The sequence below is a fragment of the Actinomadura coerulea genome (assembly GCF_014208105.1).
GTDB classification, from domain to species: Bacteria; Actinomycetota; Actinomycetes; order Streptosporangiales; family Streptosporangiaceae; genus Spirillospora; species Spirillospora coerulea.
The window spans coordinates 1,137,895-1,158,592 of record NZ_JACHMQ010000001.1; the positions used below are offsets into that span (position 1 = coordinate 1,137,895).

Consider the following 20,698-nt stretch of genomic DNA (forward strand, 5'->3'; position numbering starts at 1 on the left):
GTCGTTCGCGGACCCAGCGAGTCTTGCGAATCCTCGCCCCGAAGGGGATGCTCGACCTAAGGTGGCCCTCACCGGTTCTGCCCGAGTTCGATCTTCCATCGCAAGAACCTATAGCCACACCAGAAGGGGACGTCGTCGATGGCCGCTGACGAGCCGCCCGAGGTCCCTTACCCTCGTGACGCGCCCATGTCCGCCGATCCGGGGGACGTCGCCCCGGACGCTCGCGCCGCATGGTGGATCTATCGCGGCACCGGGCGCCCCCTGCCGGACGGACGGTTCGCCGAGGAGCTGCCCCCGCCGCCCCCGTGGCGCGCCTTCGACGGGGGTCCGACGCTCCCACCACCGCCCGGCGACGAGCGCGACCTCGTCCGCAGGCTCGGTCCCGTCAGCGCGCGGCCGCGCCCGGCAGACCCCGCGGAGGTCGACGCCGTCAACGCGGCGCTGTTCCTGCGACGGCCGCTTCTGGTCACCGGGGATCCGGGCGTCGGGAAGTCGACCCTCGCCTACCGGATCACCCGCGAACTGGGCCTCGGCCGGGTGCTGCGCTGGCCCATCGGCAGCCGGAGCACGCTGCGCGACGGGCTCTACGAATACGACGCGATCGGACGGGCGCAGGACGCCGCGACCGGCCGCAGGACGCTCGCGCGCCAGGCGGGGGGGTTACCGGAGGCGCCGGTCGAGGGCGATCCGGACGTCGCCGCGTTGTCCGACGCCGGAGTGGGGCACTACCTCCGGCTCGGCCCGCTGGGCACCGCGCTGCTGCCCTATGAGCTGCCGCGGGTCCTGCTCGTCGATGAACTCGACAAAAGCGACATAGACCTACCGAACGACCTTCTCGACGTCTTAGAGGAGGGCGAATACGGAATCACCGAACTGTTCCGCGTGAGTGCCCGCGAACCCGTGGTGAAGGTCCACACCGCCGATCCTGACGGCACGGCCGACATCGTGCGGGGAAGAGTGCGGTGCCGGGCGTTCCCCATCGTGGTGATCACCAGCAACGGCGAGCGGGAGTTCCCGCCCGCGTTCCTGCGCCGGTGCCTGCAGTTCTCGATGGGAGAGCCCGACGAGACGCGGCTCGCCGACATGGTGGCGGCGCATTTCGCCGAGCGGTCCGACGAACGGACCCGGCGGCTGGTCCGCAGTTTCCTGGAGCACCGCAGCAACCACCGCGGGCTCGCTGCGGACCAGCTGCTCAACGCCGTCTACCTCGCCACCTCCGGCGCGCGGGATCCCGACACCGGCTGGGAACGGCTGCTGGATCTCATCTGGCAGCGGTTGGAAGTGGCGCCTGAGTGAGCGAGCGGACCGGAGACCCACCGGCGCGAGGCGCGGGACGTTCCGACGCCCCGGCCGGTCCTCCCGTTTGGTACCAGGTCTCCGACGCCATCTGGTTGGCCGCGCAGATGAACGCGGCCGCCCAGGCGGCGGGCCGCGCGGGCGAGCCTGCCGAGGCGCGCGTACCCCGGACGGAGCACCGGCGGTCCGCGACCGGTGCCTCCACCGCCGCCGATCGCGCCGAGCCTCCAGAGGGCGACGGCCCGGACGGCGTCTCGCGCGACTCCTCGACCGGTGCGGGGCAGGCGTCGCCGCCCAGTGCGGCCGGGACGGCGCCGGCGTCGGGTCTCGAGACGCCCGGAGGCGAAAGCCCACCGGATCCGCCGCAGCACCGGGCGGCCGGGCTGAACGGACACGCCGCGCCCACTCGCCTCCTCTTCCCCGTGCGGAGCGACCCCTTCGCCGGAGTGCGGCCCCTGACCGATCGCCGCCGCCTCGAACAGGCGCTCCGCCCTTTCAAACGGGCGGTCGAGTCTCGCCGGGGCGATGTGGAACTGGACGACGAGGCGACGGCGATCCGCGCCGCCCAGGACGGACTCTGGCTGCCCCAGACGCGTCCGGTCCCCGAACGGTGGCTCGATCTCGACGTCGTCGTGGACGACGGGCGCCTGGCCGCGCTCAACCGGCCGACGACCGACCGGTTCATCGACTGCCTCGGGGCCGTCGGCGCCTTCGGGATGATCCGTACGCACCTGCTCGACACCGACACCGACACCGAGACCGGCGAGAGCGGGCCGCTGGCCTTGCGCGAGCCGGGTCCGCTGGCCGCCGCGCGCCCGGCCGAGGGGCTCACCTCCCGGGGGGGCCGCGACCGGCGGCTCATCTTCGTGCTGACGGACGGGATCGGAGACGCCTGGCACTCGGGCGCCGCCCAGCGACTGCTGGCCCGGTGGGGTCGGCAGGCCCCGATCGTGGTGATCAATCTGCTCGCCCGGCGCCAGTGGCGGCGCACGGGCCTCACCACCCGGCCCGCCAAGCTCTACGCGGCGCGACCCGCGATCGCCAACCGCCTCTACCGAGCGCGCTACCCCGCCGCACCGCTTCTCGGCGACCCCGCCGCCGAGCCCCGGCGCGCGGATCGATCGCACGTCCATGTGCCCGTGATCGAGCTGGATCCGGGGCAGCTCGCCGGCTGGGCGGGCTTCGCGGCGGCGCGCCGTGGTGACTGGTACGGCGCGGTCGCCGTCTGCGGAGCGCCCCCGGAGCCCTCCTGGGCGCCGGACACAGCGGACATCGAGGAGGCCCCGCCCTCGGAGGCGTCGGCGTCCGAGAGGGTCCGGCGGTTCCGCGCCGCGGTCAGCCCGACCGTGTACGCGCTGGCGGTGCACCTGGCCGCGGCGCCCTTGAACGCTCCCGTCATGCGGCTCGTGCAGCGCACCATGCTCCCGGAGTCGCGGCCCTCGGACCTGGTCGAACTGGTCGGCAGCGGGCTGCTGCACCGGGTCGGGCCCGAGCCGGGGCCGGCGGCCGACGCGCGGGACGAGGTCGTCTTCGACTTCGCTCCGGGAGTCCGCGACGAACTCCTCGCCGGGGGACGCCGTTCCGACACGACCCGGGTGCTGACGACGGTGGCCCGGCACCTGGGCGACCGCGTCGCCGGGCTCCGCGATCTGGCCGGATTGGTCACCGCCCCTGAGCGGGGTGAAATACCGGAATTGACCGCTGAGCTCGTGCCGTTCGCCGTTCCGGTCCTTCATGTTTTCCAGGCCCTCGCGGGCCCCTATCTCAGGCCGGCGAAGGCGCTGGACGCCGAGCTCCGCGGCCGGGTTGACCACTTCTATGAACGTACACAGGATAGAGCCGTGCGGGATGCGGGAAGGACTGGCTCCATGCAGTCGCTGGACATCGCCGCTCTCGACGCGCTCACCACACCTGGAGACATTGTCAAGGCCCCCCACCTTGGAGTTGGTGTGACAGTTCGAGATATCCCGGAGAAAGTCGGGCGCAAGGCGGACGAGCCGCCGCCTGTCTGGGGAAACGTGCCTCCCCAGAACATCAGTTTCACCGGGCGGGAAGAGCTGCTGGAGCAATTGCATGAGCGGCTTTCCCAGGGAACGACGGCTGTCCTGCCCCAGGCGCTGCATGGAATGGGCGGGGTCGGCAAGTCCCAGATAGCCATTGAATATGTTTACCGCCATATGGCGGATTATGACGTTATTTGGTGGGTCAGATCGGAACGGCCCGGTCAGATCCAGCAGGACCTCGCCGAGCTGGCCGCCGAGCTCGACCTGCCGGTCAGCCAGGAGGTGAACGTCGCGGTGCCGGCCGTCCGCGAGGCGCTGCGCCTCGGCCGCCCCTACCGCAACTGGCTGCTGGTCTTCGACAACGCCGAGGAACTGCAGGACGTCCGCGACTTCTTCCCGACCAACGGCCCGGGCAAGATCCTCGTCACCTCCCGCAACCAGGAGTGGACCAAGGTCGCCAACTCACTGGAGGTCGACGTCTTCGCCCGGGAGGAGAGCAAGGCGCTCCTCCGCCTCCGGGGGCCCGAACTCGCCGACCCCGAGGCGGACGAGCTCGCCGAGGTGCTGGGCGACCTTCCCCTGGCGATCGCCCAGGCCGGGGTCTGGCTCGCCGAGACCGGCATGCCGGTCGACGAGTACCTGCAGCTCTTCCGGGAAAAGCACGAGAAGGCGACCGAGCTGCTGGCGGACGCCGCGCTGATGGCCAACGAGCTGCCGGTCGCCGCGGCCTGGAACGTCTCGCTGGACCGGCTGCGGACGAGCGACCCCGCGGCGCTGCAGCTGCTCCAGGTCTGCGCGTTCTTCGCACCGGAGCCCATCTCGCTGCGGATGCTGTCGGGCGCGCGCAACGTCGACGGTCCCCGCGAGCTGATCGAGGCCCTGGGGGACCCGGTCAGACGAGGGCGCGCGATCCGCGCGATCAACCGCTACGCGCTGGCCAAGATCAGCCACAAGCACAACACGATCATGCTGCACCGCCTGGTGCAGCGGGTCCTCGTCGGGCAGATCCCTCCGGAGGAGGCCGAGGAACTGCGCCGATGCGGTTACCAGTTGATGGCCAACTTCGATCCGCGCGACCCGGCGCTGCCGGCCAACTGGCGGCGCTACGCCGACCTGCTGCCGCACGTCCACTACTCGGGCATCGTCGGCTTCGACGACCCCTGGACGCGCCGGCTCGTCCTCAACGAGATCGACTTTCTCTTCCAGTGGGGCGACCACCGAGGTTTCCTCGAACTGGCGGAGTCCGCGGTCAAGACCTGGACGGAGACGCTGGGCGAGGGCGACGAGCAGACACAGGAGGCCATGCTCCACCTCGGCCGCGCCCTGCGCCTGCACGGGCGGTTCGAGGAGGCGTACAGCCATCATCTCCGAGTTCGCGACCTGCGAGCTGAAGCGCACGGTGTGGATGACGAACGCACGATCGAGGCGCAGCGCTTCGTGACGGTCGACCTGCGTTATCTGGGGCAGTTTCAGCAAGCTCTCGCTGACGACAAGCGCTCCTTCGAGGCACTGCGCCGCATGTACGGCGAGGACGACCCGATCACGCTGCAGCAGGCGCACCTCTACGCGATCAGTCTTCGGCTCAACGGCGCTTTCCAGGCGGCGTGCGATCTCGACCGGCAGACCTATCGGCACCTGATCAATATCTTCGGGGAGAACCACGGCCGGACCCTGTCGTCGCTGGCGGCGATCGCCGTGGACGAGATGGAGCTGGGTCACTTCGACGTGGCCAGGGAGCTCACCCGGCAGCACGCGCAGCGTCTCGAGTCCGCTTTCGGCAGCAGCTTCGCCGGCCTCGCCGAGAGCCTGACGTCGTTCTCCGTCATGGAGCGCAAGGCCGGTGACCACGAACGTGCGCTCGACCTCTCCACCGAGGCGCTCGAACGCTACAACGAGCGGTACGGGGGCTACCACCCCGGCTCGATCTCCGCGGCGCTGAACCACGCGGTGAATCTGCGCCAGGTCGGCAGGCTCGGCGACTCGATCCACCTCGCGCGCGTGACGGCGCAGAACTTCATGCGGATGTTCGGCCCCGACCACCCCAACACGCCGAGCGCCAACGTCAATCTCGCGGTCGCGCTGCGGTTGAACGGGCAGCTCGAAGAGGCCAAGAAGCTGGACGAGGCGGCGCTGGAGGTCCTGACCCGGGTTCTCGATGTCGATCACCCGCGCAGCATCGTCTGCGCGATCAACCTGGCGAGCGACCACTACGCGATCGGCAATTTCCACGAGGCCATGGAGAGGGACCGGAACACGCTGGAACGGGCACACCGCGTTCTCGGAGAGGAGCATCCCACCGCGCTCGCATGCTTGTTCAACCTCGGGCTCGATCTGCGCGCCTTGGGCGAGGAGCAGGAGGCCGACGCGTTGACGGCGCGGGCCATCGACGGCATGCGCAGGGTGCACGGACCGCAGCATCCGGCCACCATCGCCGCGCAGGAGGGGGCCCGCGCCGACTGCGATATCTATCCGATTCCGGTCTGATCGGAAACCGAACGGGTGCCCGGGAAAGCGGCGGCCTCGCGGCGGACGGCCTCTTACCGGAACCTGTTTCAATGCCGGTCAAGTTGGGTAGGGATAAAGGCCGGTGGTCAGTCTTTCCTGGTGCCGAGACATTTAGTTCTTGATCTAGACACAGGTAAGCTCCCCACGTATAGTAGGGGAGCGAATTTCTGTGCCCGCACGGATTGTTTATCTTCGGTAATTGTCGGCGACCACGTGAGCGTCGCGGGAATCCAGCCGATCCGGCCGCCGAGGGATCGGGCTCGCGGACACCGCCGTCCTCTCTCGCTGAGAACCGCTGCGATGCTCTGCAGGACGGAAGAGGTAATGGGCGGTCAAGGAGACTGGAACAAGGCGTCTTGGCGCAAGAGCAGGCGATCTGGCTCGGATGGGACGGGATGCGTCTCCATTGCGGTCTCCGCCTCGTGCGGAGCCATCCGGGACACCAAGAACCCTCGCCGGACGACCATCGTCCTCCCCAAGTCCGTCTTGCGCAGGATGCTGGAAGAGATCAAGAGTGGAGCGTTCGACCTGCGGTGATGTGACGGCGGCACTGGTCGGAGGCGCGGCGGCCACGGGTGCCGCTCGCGCGGCCCGCTGCGGGATCCGCGCCCCCTTGCGTCTGCTCAGGCCTGGAAGCCGTCTGACTTGACCGCGTCCATGAACGTGCGCCAGGAGTCCATGGACAGTGACAGCCGCGGGCCCTCAGGGTCCTTGGAGTCGCGGATGGCGCGGACGCTGCCGATGGACGCCACTTCCACGCATACCGCGAGGTCGGGGTCGCTGCTCCGGCTGCTCTTCCTCCAGACCGGCGCGGACGCATTAGTGTGAGTCATGAGTGAATGCTCCTTGTGAACTGTTTTCGACGCCGCCAGGAAGTGCGCATGGGCGTTCCCCATGACACCTGGTAGGAATTAATCTACCGCATGGATCGAGTATTCTCGTCGATCCGAGTTCGAATTCAAGAGCGCACAATAACGGCTATATCTGACAAAGGGCCTATAGTCAGCATTTAGACTAAAAGGCAAACGGTGAGCGAAGTTGCATTTCTCGGTCGGGGTGTTCAGGCGCCCTGGTCGGCGGGGCGTGCTCGGGCATGCCGGCCGCGGGTGCGCGCATCTGCCGGTCCGGCCCGTCGGGCGTGCCTCCGGAGAGGTGTGACCGCTCCACCGGTGTGATCTGCGTAACCGTTGCGGCGGTTCGCGGTCGGCGGCGTCTCCGGAGTATTCCCAGGTAAAACGGTAGGTTTTGTCGGAAAGTTGGCCTCGTGTGGGCGTCTTCGCAGGTGGAGGCGGCTTCTTGGGGGCTTCACAGGGGCGGATGCCGAGTGCATGCTGTGGGCATGAACGCAGCGAAGGTCCTGGTGGCGAGGCGCCACGTCGACCTCCTTCGCGTGTGCAGCGCGTCCTGTTGAGCCGCTCTTTCGTGCTCCGACGCCACTGACCGGCGACCCCCCCTCTCACACCGGCTGCCCTCCCGCGGCCGAGCCCCCTGCCGCCGTCCTTCCGTTCCCCTCTTCCGGAGGTGCCCCGTGTCCACCCATCTGCTCGATCCGCCCCGCTCCGCGATTCCCGAAGCGGCGCGGCCCGCGGCCGCCGCCCGTTCCGGGGCCGTGCTGCTGTCCCTGCTGCGCCGGGCCCGCAAGGTCAGCGGGCTCGTCGTCGTCCTCGCCCTGTGGGAGGCGGGCGCCCGGGCGGGCTGGCTCGGCAGCACGACCCCGCCGCTCAGCGACGTCGCCGTCCGCGGCTGGGAGATGGCCTCGTCGGGCGAGCTGTTCCAGAACCTCGGGGTCTCGCTGGCGCGGGTTCTGAAGGGCCTGGCGGTCGGGCTGCCCGCGGGGCTCGTCCTCGGCCTGCTGTCCGGGCTGTTCAGGATCAGCGAGGACGTCATCGACGCCCCGGTCCAGGCGGTCCGGATGCTTCCGCACCTCGCGCTGGTCCCGCTGTTCATCATCTGGTTCGGGATCGGCGAGACGTCCAAGGTCGGCCTGATCGCGGTCGGCGTCGTGTTCCCGCTCTACATCAACGTGTTCCACGGCATCCGGGGCGTGGACGAGCGGCTGGTGGAGTCGGCCCGCACCTGCGGGCTCGGCCGCCTCGGCCTCATCCGGAAGGTCATCCTGCCCGGGGCGCTCCCGCAGATCCTCGTCGGCCTGCGCCTGTCGCTCGGCGTCGCCTGGCTGACGCTCGTCGTCGTGGAGCAGTCCGCGACGGCCAGCGGCATCGGCTTCGTCATCAACCAGGCCACCCAGTTCCTGCAGATGGAGACGGTCTTCCTGGTGCTCGTGGTGTACGCGCTGCTCGGCGTGTCGACGGACCTGCTGGTGCGGCTCGTCGAGCGGCGCGCCCTGGCGTGGCGGAGGGGGCTGGTGGCGCGATGACGGCGACGGTTGCGGGCGGCGTCCGCGTCCGCGGGCTGCGGCGGGTGTTCGGCGAGCGCGCCGTCCTGGACGGCGTGGACCTCGACATCGCGCCCGGCGAGTTCGTCGCCCTCCTCGGCGCGAGCGGCTCCGGGAAGAGCACGATGCTGCGCGCGCTGGCCGGGCTGGACGGCGAGGGGGGCGGCGAGATCGACGTCCCCGGCCGGCGCGCCGTCGTCTACCAGGAGCACCGTCTGCTGCCCTGGAGCCGGGTGTGGGACAACGTCGTCCTGGGCCTGCGAGGGCGCGACCTGCGCACGCGGGCCGAAGCGGCCCTGGCCGAGGTCGGGCTGACGGCCCGCGCCGACGCGTGGCCGCTCACCCTGTCCGGCGGCGAGTCCCAGCGCGTCGCGCTGGCGCGGGCGCTGGTGCGGACGCCCGACCTGCTCCTGCTCGACGAGCCGTTCGGGGCCCTGGACGCGCTCACCAGGCTCAACGCCCAGGCGCTCGTCGCCGACCTGTGGGCCGAGCACCGGCCGGCGGTGCTGCTGGTCACCCACGACGTCGAGGAGGCGCTCCTGCTCGCCGACCGCGCGCTGCTGCTCGCGGACGGCCGGATCGCGCGGGAGTACGCCGTGGACCTTCCCCGGCCGCGGTCGCTGGACGATCCGAGGTTCATCGCGCTGCGGCGCGACCTGCTCGACGGGCTCGGAGTGCGAACCGTCCTCCAGCCCCCACCCGCCGCCATTCAACCGACGAGCTCCGCTCGACGGACCGTCCTCCAGCCCCCGCCCACCGCCATTCAACCGACGAGCTCCGCTCGACGGACCGTCTGACCGCCAAGGAGGCATCATGACCGACCTGACCGCCGACGTGCTCGTCGCGGGCGGAGGCCCCGCCGGAGCGTGGGCCGCGATCAAGGCGGCGGAGGCCGGCGCCGACGTCGTCCTCGCAGACAAGGGCTACCTCGGCACGAGCGGCGCGACGGCGTCGGCGGGCACCGGGGTCTGGTACGTCGAGCCGGAGCCGGCTGCCCGGGAGGCGGCCATGGCCGGGCGCGAGGCGCTCGGCGGGTACCTCGCCGACCGCGGGTGGATGGCCCGCGTCCTCGACCAGACGTACGCGAACATGAACGAACTCGCCGAAGTCTCCAGGTACCCGTTCCCGGTGGACGGGGACGGCCGCCAGATCCGCCGCGGCCTCCAGGGCCCCGAGTACATGCGGCGGATGCGCGTGCGGGTCCGCCGGTCGGGGGTGCGGGTCCTCGACCACAGCCCCGTCACCGAGCTGCTCGCGGACGGCGCCGGGGCGGTCGCCGGCGCCGCCGGGTACCGCCTGCGGGACGACCGGCCGTTCCGGGTCCGGGCGGGCGCGGTCGTGCTCGCCACCGGCGGGTGCGCCTTCCTCAGCAGGGCGCTGGGCTGCGACGTCAACACCGGGGACGGCGCCCTGTTCGCGGCGGAGGCGGGCGCGGAGCTGTCCGGCATGGAATTTTCCAACGCCTACGCGATCGCCCCGGCCTTCACGTCCGTGACCAAGACGGCGTTCTACTCGTTCGCCACCTTCTACCACGCGGACGGGACGGTCCTGGAAGGTGCGGGCAGCCGGCGGGGACGATCGGTGATCGCCCGGACGCTGCTCAGCGAACCCGTCCTGTGCCGTATCGACCGGGCCACGCCCGAGGACCAGCGGGCGATGCGGCTGGCGCAGGCGAACTTCTTCCTGCCGTTCGACCGGCAGGGCATCGACCCGTTCACCGACCTGTTCCCCGTCACCCTGCTCGCCGAGGGGACCGTCCGCGGCACCGGCGGAATCCGGATCACCGGCGCCGACTGCTCCACCACGGTGCCCGGCCTGTACGCGGCGGGGGACGCCGCCACCCGCGAGCTGATCTGCGGCGGCTTCACCGGCGGCGGGAGCCACAACGCCGCGTGGGCGATGTCGTCCGGCACCTGGGCCGGGCAGGGCGCGGCCCGGTACGCCGCCGGACTGGGCGGACGGGCCGGAGCGCGGACCGTGCACGCCCTCGGCGAGGCGGGCGTCCGCCCGGAGGGCCCGGCGGCCGGCGGCCACGCCGACTACGTCGCCGCCGTCCAGGCCGAGGTGCTGCCCTACGACAAGAACCTGCTGCGGCACGGCGGGCGCCTCGCCCCGGCCCTGGACGTCCTGGACCGGACGTGGCGGGACCTGCGCGGCACGCTCCGCGAGGAGGGCGCCGGGGTCGTCCGGGCGCGGTCGGCCGCGGCGATGACCGCGCACGCACGCTGGATGTACCGCGCCGCGCTCACCCGCACCGAGACGCGGGGCATGCACAAGCGCCAGGACCTGCCCGACCAGGACCCGGCGCAGCACCGCCGGCTCCTCACCGGCGGCCTCGACGAGATCTGGACGCGTCCGGAGACCGGGGCGGTGGCGTCGTGATCGAGATCGTCTCGCGGGGGCGGTGCATCGCCTGCGACAAGTGCGTGGACGTGTGCCCGACGAACGTCTTCGACCGCGGCGCCGACGGCGTCCCGGTCATCGCCCGGCAGAGCGACTGCCAGACCTGCTTCATGTGCGAGGCGTACTGCCCGGTCGACGCCCTGTTCGTCGACCCGCGCTCGCACGCGCTGCCGGAGCCCCCGGACGAGGCGGCGCTCGCCGCGGACGGGACGCTCGGCGCCTACCGGGCGCAGATCGGCTGGGGCCGCGGACGCACGCCCGGCGCCGGCCGCGCGATCGGCCCGTCGCTGAACCCGGCGGGCGCCCCCCTCACCTCCTGACCCTGACCCGACAAACCCCCATGAAAGGCAACGACGTGAGATTCCCCCGAGTTCTGGCCGCCGGCCTCCTCGTCCTCGCCGCGACGGCGTGCGGCTCCTCCGAGGCCGACAGCGGCTCCGGAACGCTCCGGATCGGAGTGATCGGGGCGGGGGCCGGCAACAAGCTGACCCGCGCCGTCGGGTTCCTCGACCAGCGCGGCGGGCTGCTGCCGGAGCTGAGGGCCGCCGGCATCACCAAGATCAAGGTCGCGACGTTCCCGAACGGTCCCGACCTGAACCAGGCCCTCGCCGGCGGCTCCCTCGACATCGGCCAGTACGGGGACACCCCCGCCCTGATCGGCCGGGGGCAGGGCCTGCCGACCCGGCTGCTGTCGCTCAACTCCGTCCGGCTGGACGCCGCGATCGTCGCCGGGAAGGACGGCGGGCCCGCGTCCCTCAAGGACCTGGAGGGCAAGCGGATCGGCGTCCAGACCGGCTCCTACATCCACCGCTACCTGCTCGGCGCGCTGGAGCAGGCCGGGGTGAGGCCGAAGGAGATCATCCACATGTACACGCCGGCGATCATCGCGGCGCTGGAGAAGAACTCGATCGACGCGGGCGGCCTGGTCTCCGCCGACCAGGTCGCGCAGGAGCAGAAGGGCTTCACGTCGATCGACATCGCGTCCCGGGACCATCCGGACCTGCTCGGCACGTCCGTCACCGTCGTGACGGAGAAGTACCTGGCGGGACACAAGGACATCGTGCGGGTGTGGCAGAAGGCCGAGACCGAGGCCGCGCGGGCCGCCAAGGCCGACTGGCCCGGCTACACCGCGTACGTGGCCAGGACCGGCGGATACGCCGCCGACATCTCGATCAAGACGACGCTGAAGGACCAGCTGCCCGACGAGCCCTTCCCGGCGGAGGGGCTGAAGCTGCTCGAAGGGACCAAGGCGTTCCTCGTCCAGCAGGCGCTCGTCAAGAAGGACTACACGCTCGACTCCTGGCTGGCGCCCGGGGCCAGGCCGTGAACCGGCCGGACACCGACGTCCTCGTCCTCGGCGGCGGGCCCGCCGCGGCGTGGGCGGCCCTCGCCGCGGCCGGCGCCGGGGCCAGGGTCGTCCTCGCGGACAAGGGCTACTGCGGCACCAGCGGGCCGACCGCGTCGGGCGGCAACAACCTCTGGTACGTCCCGCCGGACGCGGAGGCGCGGGCGCGCGCGGTCGGCGAGCGCTTCGAGCAGGGCGGACGGCTCGCCGACCGCCGCACCATGGCGCGCGTCCTGGACGAGACGTACCGCCGGGTCGACGACCTCGCCTCCTTCGGATACCCGTTCCCCGTCGACGAGGACGGGGTCGAGCGGCGGGCCAGCCTCCAGGGGCCCGAGTACATGAAGCGGATGCGGCGCCGGGTGCACAGATCGGGCGTGACGATCCTCGACCACCACCCCGCTCTGCGGCTGCTCGTCGACGACTGGGGCGTCGCGGCCGGCGCGGCCGGCATCGCCCGCCAGAAGGGCGGGGAGACCTGGACCGTCCGCGCGGGCGCGGTGGTCCTCGCCACCGGCGGCTGCGCGTTCCTGTCCGGCGCGTTCGGTACCAACGTCGACACCGGAGACGGGCACCTGATGGCCGCCGAGCTGGGCGCGGAGCTGTCGGGCATGGAGTTCTCCAGCGCCTACGCGTTCTCCCCGGCGCACGGTTCGCACACCAAGGGCCTGATGATGCAGTTCGCGACGTACTACACCGAACAGGGCGTCCCGATCGACGTGCCGGATCCGCTCGGCGCCAGGGTCCGCGTCGCGGAGCGGCTTGCGGCGGGGGAGAAGGTCTACGCGCGACTGGACAAGGCGCCCCCGCGGCTCCACGAGGCGATGCGGCACGCGCAGCCGAACTACTTCCTGCCACTGGACAAGGCGGGGATCGACCCTTTCCGCGACCGGTACGAGCTGCGCATGGTGCTGGAGGGCACGGTCCGCGGGACGGGCGGCCTGCGGATCACCGGCGACGACTGCGCGACGACCGTCCCCGGCCTGTACGCCGCCGGTGACGTCGCGACGCGGGAGCTGGTGTCCGGCGCGGTCAGCGGGGGCGGTGCCTACAACGGGGCATGGGCGATCTCATCGGGCACCTGGGCCGGCCGCGGCGCGGCCGGGTTCGCGGTGGGGCGGGCGCGTCCGCACGCCGTCCCCGCCGGGCGCGCCGGCCTGCGGCCCGGACTGCTCGACGCGGCGACCGTCATCCGGGCAGTGCAGGACGAGATGCTGCCGCTCGACCGCAACCTCTTCCGGACACGGGACGGGCTTCGCGGCTCCCTGGCCTCCCTCGACGCGCTATGGGAGCGGATCACGTCCCAGGGCATCGCCGGAACCGGCCGCGAACGCCTCCGCGCGAGGTCGGCGGCGGCGATGACGGCGCACGCCCGGTGGAGCTACCGCGCCGCTCTGGCCCGTCCCGAGTCCCGGGGCATGCACCGGCTGGAGAACCTTCCGCAACTGCCGCGGTACGAGCACCGGCGCCTCGTCGGCGGCCTGGACGAGCCATGGACGGCCGTCGAGCCCGAGGAGGCGCCGGCATGATCGAGGTGGTGAGCGCGGCGCGCTGCGTGCGGTGCGACGTGTGCGTGAAGGTGTGCCCGACGGACGTGTTCGAGCGGGGCCCGGACGGGGTCCCGGTCATCGCCCGGCAGAGCGACTGCCAGACCTGCTTCATGTGCGAGGCCCACTGCCCGACGGACGCCCTCTACGTCGCGCCGTTCACCGGCCCGGCCCCGGAGGGCTCCCGCCACACCGACGAGGGCGCGTTGGCCGACGCGTTCGGCGACTACCGGCGCATCGTCGGCTGGGGCGGCGGCCGCACCCCGGGCAGCCGCGTGGACCGCAACCACATCTTCACCGAACGCCTCAGTCCGTCCTCCCGACCTGCGGGCACGGCCACCAGGGAGGCCTAACGCGTACGGGCCGCCGCTCGGCCGCGAACCTCCGGGACCGGGGTTCGCGGTCGGCGGCGACCTTCTAGTGGGCGGCGACAGGATGGTCGTCCTTGGCGAGGGTGAGGAAGAAGTCCCGGACGTCCTCGGCGAACAGCTCGGGCACCTCCATCGCCGCGAAGTGGCCGCCGCGTTCGAACTCCGACCAGTGCCTGATGTCGTACAGCCGCTCGGCCAGCGGCCGCACCGACTGCGTGATGTCGTGCGGGAGGACGGCCACGCCCATGGGCGCCTGGCACGGCTCGGTCCGCCGCGGGGCGTCGTGGTGCAGCCGCGCCGAGGAGGCCGCGGTGGCGGTGAGCCAGTACAGCGAGATGTCGGTGAGCATCCGGTCGTCGCTGATCTGCGAGCGGGGGTCCGTCCACTCCGCGAAGCGCTCGGCGATCCAGGCCAGCTGGCCGACCGGCGAGTCCGTCAGCGCGTAGCCGATGGTCTGCGGGGTGAGGGCCTGGAGGGCCTGGAAGGGCGGACGGTTCGCCATCAGCCGCCTGACCTTGTCCAGCCGGGCCTCGTCCGACTCCGACAGCTCGATGCCGGCGTCCGGGTCCGGGCGGGTCGGCAGGTAGTTGACGTGGACCCCGACGACCCGCTCGGGCTCCACGGTACCGAGCGCCAGCGAGACGCCCGACCCGAAGTCGCCGCCCTGCGCGCCGTAGCGCTCGTAGCCGAGGCGGCGCATCAGCTCGGCCCAGGCCCGCGCGATCCTGACGACGTCCCAGCCGCGCTCGTGGGTCGGGCCGGAGAAGCCGTAGCCGGGGATGGACGGGATCACCAGGTGGAAGTCGCGGGACAGCGGCTCGACCACGTCGAGGAACTCCAGGAACGAACCGGGCCAGCCGTGGGTGAGGACCAGCGCGAGCGCGTCCGGCCTCGGCGACCGGACGTGGACGAAATGGATGTTCTGCCCCTCGATCTCGGTGGTGAAGTGCGGGAGCTCGTTGAGTCGCGCCTCGTGCTCGCGCCAGTCGTAGCCGGTGCGCCAGTGCTCGGCCAGTTCCCTGAGCCGCGCCAGCGGGAAGCCGTAGTCCCACCCGGCGTCGGCGACCTCGTTGGGCCAGCGGGTGCGGGAGAGCCGGTCGGCCAGGTCGTCGAGGTCGGCCTGGGGGACGTCGATGCGGAACGGCTTGATCATGCTGTGCTCCCGGGTTCGCCATATCGTTGGCGATGCCAACGTTGGTAGACCCAATCGTATCCGAACTCGTTGGTTATGCCAACAATTTGCGGCGACCCGGCTCCTCCAGATCGAAGAGGGGAGTGGCTCTACCTCGATCGAGACGGTGCGAACCTTTCACGCTCGGGCGCAATCAGACAGACGCGTGTTTTTTCAGTGTCCGTCCGTTGTCACCTCTTCCCGGAGCTCCCCGTGACCAAGACGATCGCGATCCGCCTGGCCGTCAGCGGCCTGCTCCTCATCGGCGCCGCCGCGTGCGACGGCGACGGCGACAACCCGGCGGCCGGCCCCTCGTCCACGCCCGCATCGGGCACGCCCTCCGCGGGCACCGCACAGGCGGCGACGCCCCCAGCGGCGCCGCCCACAAGCGCCAAGCCGGCCCCGACGCGGGCCACGCCGTCCGACCCCAAGGTCACCAACAGCAAGCAGATCGTGATGATCGACCCGGACGGCAAGCGCTACACGTTCACGACGATGGCGCAGATGGCCGCGGGCATGCGCGTCACCATGGGCGAGAACGCTCCGTCGGACTTCTGTGAGAAGTCCTACCGGCAGGGCGTGGAGGGAGGCGGGTCGTTCCCGGCGGGACGCGACGCCTTCCTGGCCGCCTGCCGGGAGGGATGGCGCAAGAGCGAACGCTGGATGCGGCAGCGGTAGCGACCGGGCGAGGCGCGGCGGTGTTCCACGAGTTCACGGCCATCACCCCGGATGTCCGGCGGCCGCTCCGGCCGCCCCGTCCTCTGCCGTTGCGATTCTTTCGAGCACGGTGGTGTAGAGGTGCCGTTTGTCGGGGCGCGCCCTTCCGGCGGTGTGCTTGAGGGCGGGGATCGCCGGCGCCCCGAGGAGGACGAGCCCGTCGGAGGCGGCCCTCCGGACGGCCGGGTGGGAGTGCGCCAGCAGGCCGACCAGTGCCGGGACGGCCGGCTTCCACGCCGCGTGGCACAGGGTCTTCACCGCCGAGCGCACGATGTCGGGTTGCCGGTCGTCCAGCAGCGGCAAGGTGTGGTCGAGGTAGTCCTCGCGGTCCATCACCTTGCGGGAGATCCGGTGGGCGTGCAGCCGGACTCTGGCCTCGGGATGGCCGAGAGACTCGGCGAGCAGCTCCCTGAGCTCGAGATCGGGGTGTGAGAGCCGGTCCGCGCCGTGCCGGCGCATGTGGGCGGGATCGTCCTCGTGACGCTCGGCGAGCAGGGTCAGCGCCCGGCGGATCTGCTCGGGCCCGCCCGTGCGGGCCAGTCGGAACAGCTCCGCTCGGGACGGCCGCGCGGCTTCCGGGACCCGGGTCCGGCTCCGAAGCGCCGAGAGGGCCGCGTCGTCCCGTTCGGCCGCGTCGGGGGCGCGCAGCGGTCCGTCCACCAGAATGATCTTGGTGGCGAGGTCGTGGCGTCCCTGCTCGCGTAGCCGCCGGTGGGCCCGCACCAACGTGGGGGTGCGCAGCAACGCGACGCCGGAGACGAGATCGAGCAGGCCCCAATCTCCGTTTTCGAGACGGCTGGACAGGGCCTCGGCCAGAACGTCGGGATTCGCCCTGCGCAAGGCTCGACCGGCTGAGGCGTGAAGGGAGGACCCGCCGTGCTCCCACCATGCCGACAACAACGGGACGAACCGTTCGACGTCCGAGGGGTCCAGATGGGAGGCGAGGCGGGCGATCCGTTCGCGCATCGCGTCGCCGTCAGAGCCGCGGTCCCCGGCCTGGCGCAGTTCGGTCTCGCTCACAAGCGTCAGGGCCTGCGCGAGGTCCGTGGAGACGGCGAGGTCGACCCGGCCGTCGAGGAAGGCACGCAGCACCGTGAGGCGGAACTCGGGCTCGGGCCGGCTCAGCAGGGCGCGGGCCGCGGCTTCGCGTTGATCCTGCGCGGGATCCTCCAGCAGCCTCAGGAGACGCCCGAGCGACGCCGCCGAACGCGGCCGGCCGCGATCGCCGGGACGGGACGCGCGGTCGTTCGACGCGGGCCGGTGGGCGTCCTCCGCGATCGTCCACGATGGTGCGTCGAGGGGCTGCAGCTCGACCATCCAGTCCAGCAGATGCTCGCGGACCTCCGCGTCGGCGCCGACGAAAACGCCGATCAGCGCGTCGAGCCGGTCCCGCGAACCGATCGGGTGGTCGCCGAGGCCGCCGGACCGGTCCGCGACGCGGAACCGCCGGAGGGCGCCGGGCGTGCGGGCGGCCGCGGCGAGATCGTCCCGCCATCGGCCCACGGCGGCACGCCCGGACGTCTCGGCGCGGCCGCCCGGTGCGGCGGCGGTGACCGGTTCCGGCAGCCCGAACGCCTCCCGCAACACCTCCGCCTCCGCCGGGCACGGGTTCGCCCCCGCTCGGGCGGCGGCCAGCGCCCGCCCGAGATCGGCGCGGGTCAGCACCGCGCCGCACCGGCGCAGCAGCACCAGCATGGATCGGCCTCCCGCGGCCTCGCGCGGAAGCGCGCGAATCCGCGCGGTGAGGTCGACCCTGCCGGCGGGGGACAGGCGCGCGACCGTGTCCTCAAGGAGCGCGAGAAGACGGCCGCGGTGGGCGCCGCCGACGTCGGCCAGCCCCGCCACCAGCGTCCGTGCCGACCGGGTGAAGGCCTCCGTCTCACCGGACGTCCACGGCGGTGGGCAGAGCCGCAACGTGAGCCGCAGGACTCGGCCGCGCCGCTCCGGCTCGTCGGCGGCCAGTTCCAGCCAGCGTTCCAGCATCGGCCGGAGCCGGCTCAGCCGTTCGGCGGTCGGCTCGCCGGAATCCCGATCGAACCTCTCCGCGAGGCGCCGTGCGATCTCGGGGTTCCAGCCGCGGTCCGCCAGGGCGTCGAGTTCGGCGTCCGTCCGGGCGGCCGGGCGTCCTTGACGGCTCGGCTGCGTGATGCCGCGGGCCGCCATCCGGTCCGTCAGCTCCGCGACCGCGCCCGCCCCGAGGGTGAGCCGGCGGGCGGCGACGAGCGAGAGCAGGGCCCGCCCGGCCGGCGACCCCTGGTCGGCGAGGGCGCCGACGGCACGGGCGGACAGCGCGCGGTCGAGTCCGGCGAGCAGCAGGGCACGGGTGCGGTCGTCGGCGGCGTGGTCGGCCGCGGCGACGACGGTGGCGGCGTAGGCGTCGCCGAGGATCGCCCGCAATGCCTCGACGAGCGCGGTGCGCAGGCCGGGGTTGTCGTGCCTGCCGAGCCAGAACAGCAGCTTCGGCACCGCCGCGGGCGCCCCGGCGTGGATCAGCGCGTTCGCGGCGGTCTTCTTGACGTTCATGTTGGGGTGGTCGAGGCGGGCGGCGATCGCCGCCGCGGCCCAGCACGCGCGCGCGTGCCCGAGCGCGAGCAGCGCCTGCCGCGCGGTCTGCGCATCGGGGGCGGTGGCGAGCGGGATCAGGCTCGCCGACAGCGCCTGGGCGTCCCCGCCGTCCGCGTCGCGGGCGAGTAGCGCGATCACGTGCTTGCGGACATGGCGGTCACTGTGGCGCAGCAGCGGATGCACCCGTGATCGGATTCCGCGGTAGGACGTCTGCAGGAGGAGGCTGAGCAGGACCATCTGTTCAGCCGCCGCCAGGTCAGGGCGGTCCAGCAGATCGAGCGTGATGCCGGCGACGAGCGCGTCGCCGGCCTCCCGCGCGTCCGCGGCGTCCAGAAGGCAGCGCGGCCTGATCCTTCCTCTCTCGTGGAGTCGGCGGCCGAGGTCGCGGAGGGCCGCGACGACCTCCTGCGGCACCGCCGGTTCGCCGGCGTCCCCGGACGCGCCCGGCGCCCAGGACGCCGCGAGATCGGACACGACCCGCAGCAGAAGGTCGGCGATGGCCGGAACTGTGCCGGAGCCGGCGTTTCGCGCCAGCCTGCACAGGGCGGCGGCGGGCGCGTCCGGGTCGAGGCCCGCGCGGAGCAGCGCCAGTTCCCGTTCGTCCGGTCCGCCGAGATCGGCGGCGATCCGGCGGGGCAGATCCCGCGGGTCGAGCCGGACCAGGATCGACCTCCGCCGGTCGGGGTCCTCGGTGAGATGCCACAGCACTTCCAGGGCCCGATGGCGTACGGGCCGCAGGTAGGACGCGACAGCGCCGCCGCCGTCGGGCACGTCCAGGCCCAGACCGTCTCGCAGGGCTGCGACCGCCCGGGCTCCGCCCACGGCTTCGAGGGCCTCGACCGCCGCGGCGGGCGACCGCGGCAGCGCGGCGATGACGGCCTCTTCGGCGGCCGTATGGCGCAGCGCGCGGATCGCCCGCAGGAACGGCCGGGCGTCCGGCGCGGAGCGCAGCAGGCCGGTGACCTTCTCACCCACCGGCAGAGTCCCGGTGCCCTGGGCGGCCAGAGCGACCAGGAGTTCCAGCCGCCGCGGCCAGTGCGGATCGTCCGGCGCCGCGTCGATCAGCTCTTCGAGTGTCTCGTGCCGGGACGTGAACAGGATGGTCGCGACCTCGTCCGCGGGCACCGAGTGGTCGGCGACGGCCAGGCGCACGATCGCCGGGGCGGCGCCGCCCGCCGGGAAGTGCCCGCGCCGGTGCAGCCCGCGCAGGCACCGGATGACCGGCCCGGCGAGCAGGAGCGGGTCGGTGGCGGCGACGCTCACGAGACCGGCGATGTCGTCGCGGCCCGCGAGGTCTCCGAGCAGCTCCAGCGCCCGTTGCCGGAGCCCCGGGGGCCGGTCCCGATCGGCGGCCACGTCGAGGAGCAGGTCCTGATGCCCATGGCGGGCCGCGGCCTCGATCGCCGCGGCGGCCACCGCGGAGCCGGCACCGCCAGGCCCGGCTTCGAGGAAGCGGCAGAGGTGCTCCCGCGGCAGCGGATCCAGCGCCGCCCAGGGCTCGGACAGCTCACGCAGCGCCGCGGCGGCGACGCCTGCCGCGGCCACGGTCGTGGGGGGTTCCCCGGCGATCGACCCGGCGAGCTCCACCACGAGGGCCCGGGCTCGCCGCGGTGCCAGCAGCCCGGCGTGCAGGGCCTCGCGAGCGATTCGCAGAGCCTCCGACCGCAACACGGGGTCGGCCCCTCCCAGCAGCTCCCGGGCGAGGCTCTCGGGTCCGTCGACGTCGGTCGCGCCGATCCCGCGGACGGCCTGGTAGAGCAGTTCGCCCGGGGGCTCGTCCCGCACCGTCTCCGGGCGGTCGGCGATCTCGGCGGTCAGCCAGGCGATCCGTACCCGGGCCGGAAGATCCGCCTCCCGCCACCGCGGCCAGGACCGGGACCGCACGTGGGAGCGCAGGCGGAGACGGAGGCGCGCCAAGGCCAACGACGCCTCCGGTGAACCACCGGGTGAGCCCGGCAGGGCCGCCGCGAACTCGGCCAGCTCGGAACGGTCCTCGTCTCGCCCCGCCTCAAGGCGTTCGGCGAGGCACACGAGGCCCAGGTCCCGCAGGCGTGGATCCTCGTGCCCGACAAGAAGCCGCAGTACGGCGGGGGAGCACTCCAGCGGATCGAGGACGGCCGCGAGCCCGTCCGCGTCGGCGCAGCGTATGGCGGTGAGGACGGGATCGTCGGCCGACGTCATGCGCTCCCAACTCCAGCAGATCACGGATCGACGCCAAGCGTAGCGAGGTCTTCATCGAGAACCCCGCTGAGCCAGGAACGTGCGATCCGTCTACAAAGACCTCGTGTAACGCCTGTGATCAATGATGGCCGCTGCGCAGAATGGCCAAGGCCCAGGCAGGTGAGGACGCAGGGGTCGCGCTGCGGCGCTTCAACCGGAC

At 72.4% G+C, this 20,698-nt stretch carries 14 protein-coding genes; 11 read left to right on the top strand and 3 right to left on the bottom strand.

The window, feature by feature from the left end:
- Positions 1-186 precede the first annotated feature (186 nt).
- The 3 genes from BKA00_RS05415 to BKA00_RS40765 all read left to right on the top strand — a co-directional run bounded on the left by BKA00_RS05415 (position 187) and on the right by BKA00_RS40765 (position 6,341).
- Positions 187-1,296, top strand: a complete 1,110-nt coding sequence (locus BKA00_RS05415) for an AAA family ATPase (RefSeq protein ID WP_185023865.1) — start codon at positions 187-189, stop codon at positions 1,294-1,296.
- Entirely contained in the window at positions 1,293-5,783 is a 4,491-nt protein-coding gene (fxsT, locus tag BKA00_RS40285) for an FxSxx-COOH system tetratricopeptide repeat protein (protein WP_268248229.1), read from the top strand. Before BKA00_RS05415 ends, fxsT begins: the two co-directional genes overlap by 4 nt.
- Before the next feature lie 345 nt (positions 5,784-6,128).
- Complete coding sequence (locus BKA00_RS40765) at positions 6,129-6,341, top strand: DUF397 domain-containing protein (RefSeq protein WP_420829711.1); 213 nt, start codon at positions 6,129-6,131, stop codon at positions 6,339-6,341.
- 86 nt (positions 6,342-6,427) lie between these two features.
- Here BKA00_RS40765 and BKA00_RS05430 read toward each other — a convergent pair whose 3' ends face one another.
- Positions 6,428-6,637 (bottom strand): DUF397 domain-containing protein, encoded by a 210-nt coding sequence (locus BKA00_RS05430; RefSeq protein WP_185023868.1) that lies wholly within the window; start codon positions 6,635-6,637, stop codon positions 6,428-6,430.
- A gap of 695 nt (positions 6,638-7,332) precedes the next feature.
- On the opposite strand from BKA00_RS05430, the gene BKA00_RS05435 reads away from it, so the two are divergent.
- The 7 genes from BKA00_RS05435 to BKA00_RS05465 are packed head-to-tail and all read left to right on the top strand — an operon-like array spanning position 7,333 to position 13,847.
- Positions 7,333-8,181, top strand: a complete 849-nt coding sequence (locus BKA00_RS05435; protein ID WP_230298944.1) for an ABC transporter permease — start codon at positions 7,333-7,335, stop codon at positions 8,179-8,181.
- Positions 8,178-8,996 (top strand): ABC transporter ATP-binding protein, encoded by an 819-nt coding sequence (locus BKA00_RS05440; protein ID WP_230298945.1) that lies wholly within the window; start codon positions 8,178-8,180, stop codon positions 8,994-8,996. The genes BKA00_RS05435 and BKA00_RS05440 overlap by 4 nt, the downstream gene beginning before the upstream one ends.
- 16 nt (positions 8,997-9,012) lie before the next feature.
- Positions 9,013-10,581: an FAD-binding protein gene (locus tag BKA00_RS05445; protein ID WP_185023869.1), complete on the top strand. Its 1,569-nt coding sequence runs from the start codon at positions 9,013-9,015 to the stop codon at positions 10,579-10,581.
- On the top strand, positions 10,578-10,922 hold the full coding sequence (locus BKA00_RS05450) for a 4Fe-4S dicluster domain-containing protein (protein WP_185023870.1): 345 nt from the start codon (positions 10,578-10,580) through the stop codon (positions 10,920-10,922). The genes BKA00_RS05445 and BKA00_RS05450 overlap by 4 nt, the downstream gene beginning before the upstream one ends.
- Positions 10,923-10,957: 35 nt before the next feature.
- Positions 10,958-11,929, top strand: coding sequence for an ABC transporter substrate-binding protein (locus tag BKA00_RS05455; protein WP_185023871.1), 972 nt, complete (start codon positions 10,958-10,960; stop codon positions 11,927-11,929).
- A complete protein-coding gene (locus BKA00_RS05460; RefSeq protein WP_185023872.1) occupies positions 11,926-13,476 on the top strand; it encodes an FAD-binding protein in 1,551 nt (516 codons plus the stop codon). The genes BKA00_RS05455 and BKA00_RS05460 overlap by 4 nt, the downstream gene beginning before the upstream one ends.
- Positions 13,473-13,847, top strand: a complete 375-nt coding sequence (locus BKA00_RS05465) for a 4Fe-4S dicluster domain-containing protein (RefSeq protein WP_185023873.1) — start codon at positions 13,473-13,475, stop codon at positions 13,845-13,847. Before BKA00_RS05460 ends, BKA00_RS05465 begins: the two co-directional genes overlap by 4 nt.
- A gap of 64 nt (positions 13,848-13,911) precedes the next feature.
- Here BKA00_RS05465 and BKA00_RS05470 read toward each other — a convergent pair whose 3' ends face one another.
- A complete protein-coding gene (locus tag BKA00_RS05470) occupies positions 13,912-15,018 on the bottom strand; it encodes an epoxide hydrolase family protein (protein WP_185023874.1) in 1,107 nt (368 codons plus the stop codon).
- Positions 15,019-15,249: 231 nt separating this feature from the next.
- Between BKA00_RS05470 and BKA00_RS05475 the strand changes: the two genes are divergently transcribed.
- Positions 15,250-15,714 (top strand): hypothetical protein, encoded by a 465-nt coding sequence (locus tag BKA00_RS05475; protein ID WP_185023875.1) that lies wholly within the window; start codon positions 15,250-15,252, stop codon positions 15,712-15,714.
- 42 nt (positions 15,715-15,756) lie between these two features.
- Here BKA00_RS05475 and BKA00_RS40290 read toward each other — a convergent pair whose 3' ends face one another.
- Positions 15,757-20,523, bottom strand: a complete 4,767-nt coding sequence (locus BKA00_RS40290) for a HEAT repeat domain-containing protein (RefSeq protein WP_221493022.1) — start codon at positions 20,521-20,523, stop codon at positions 15,757-15,759.
- Positions 20,524-20,698 lie beyond the last annotated feature (175 nt).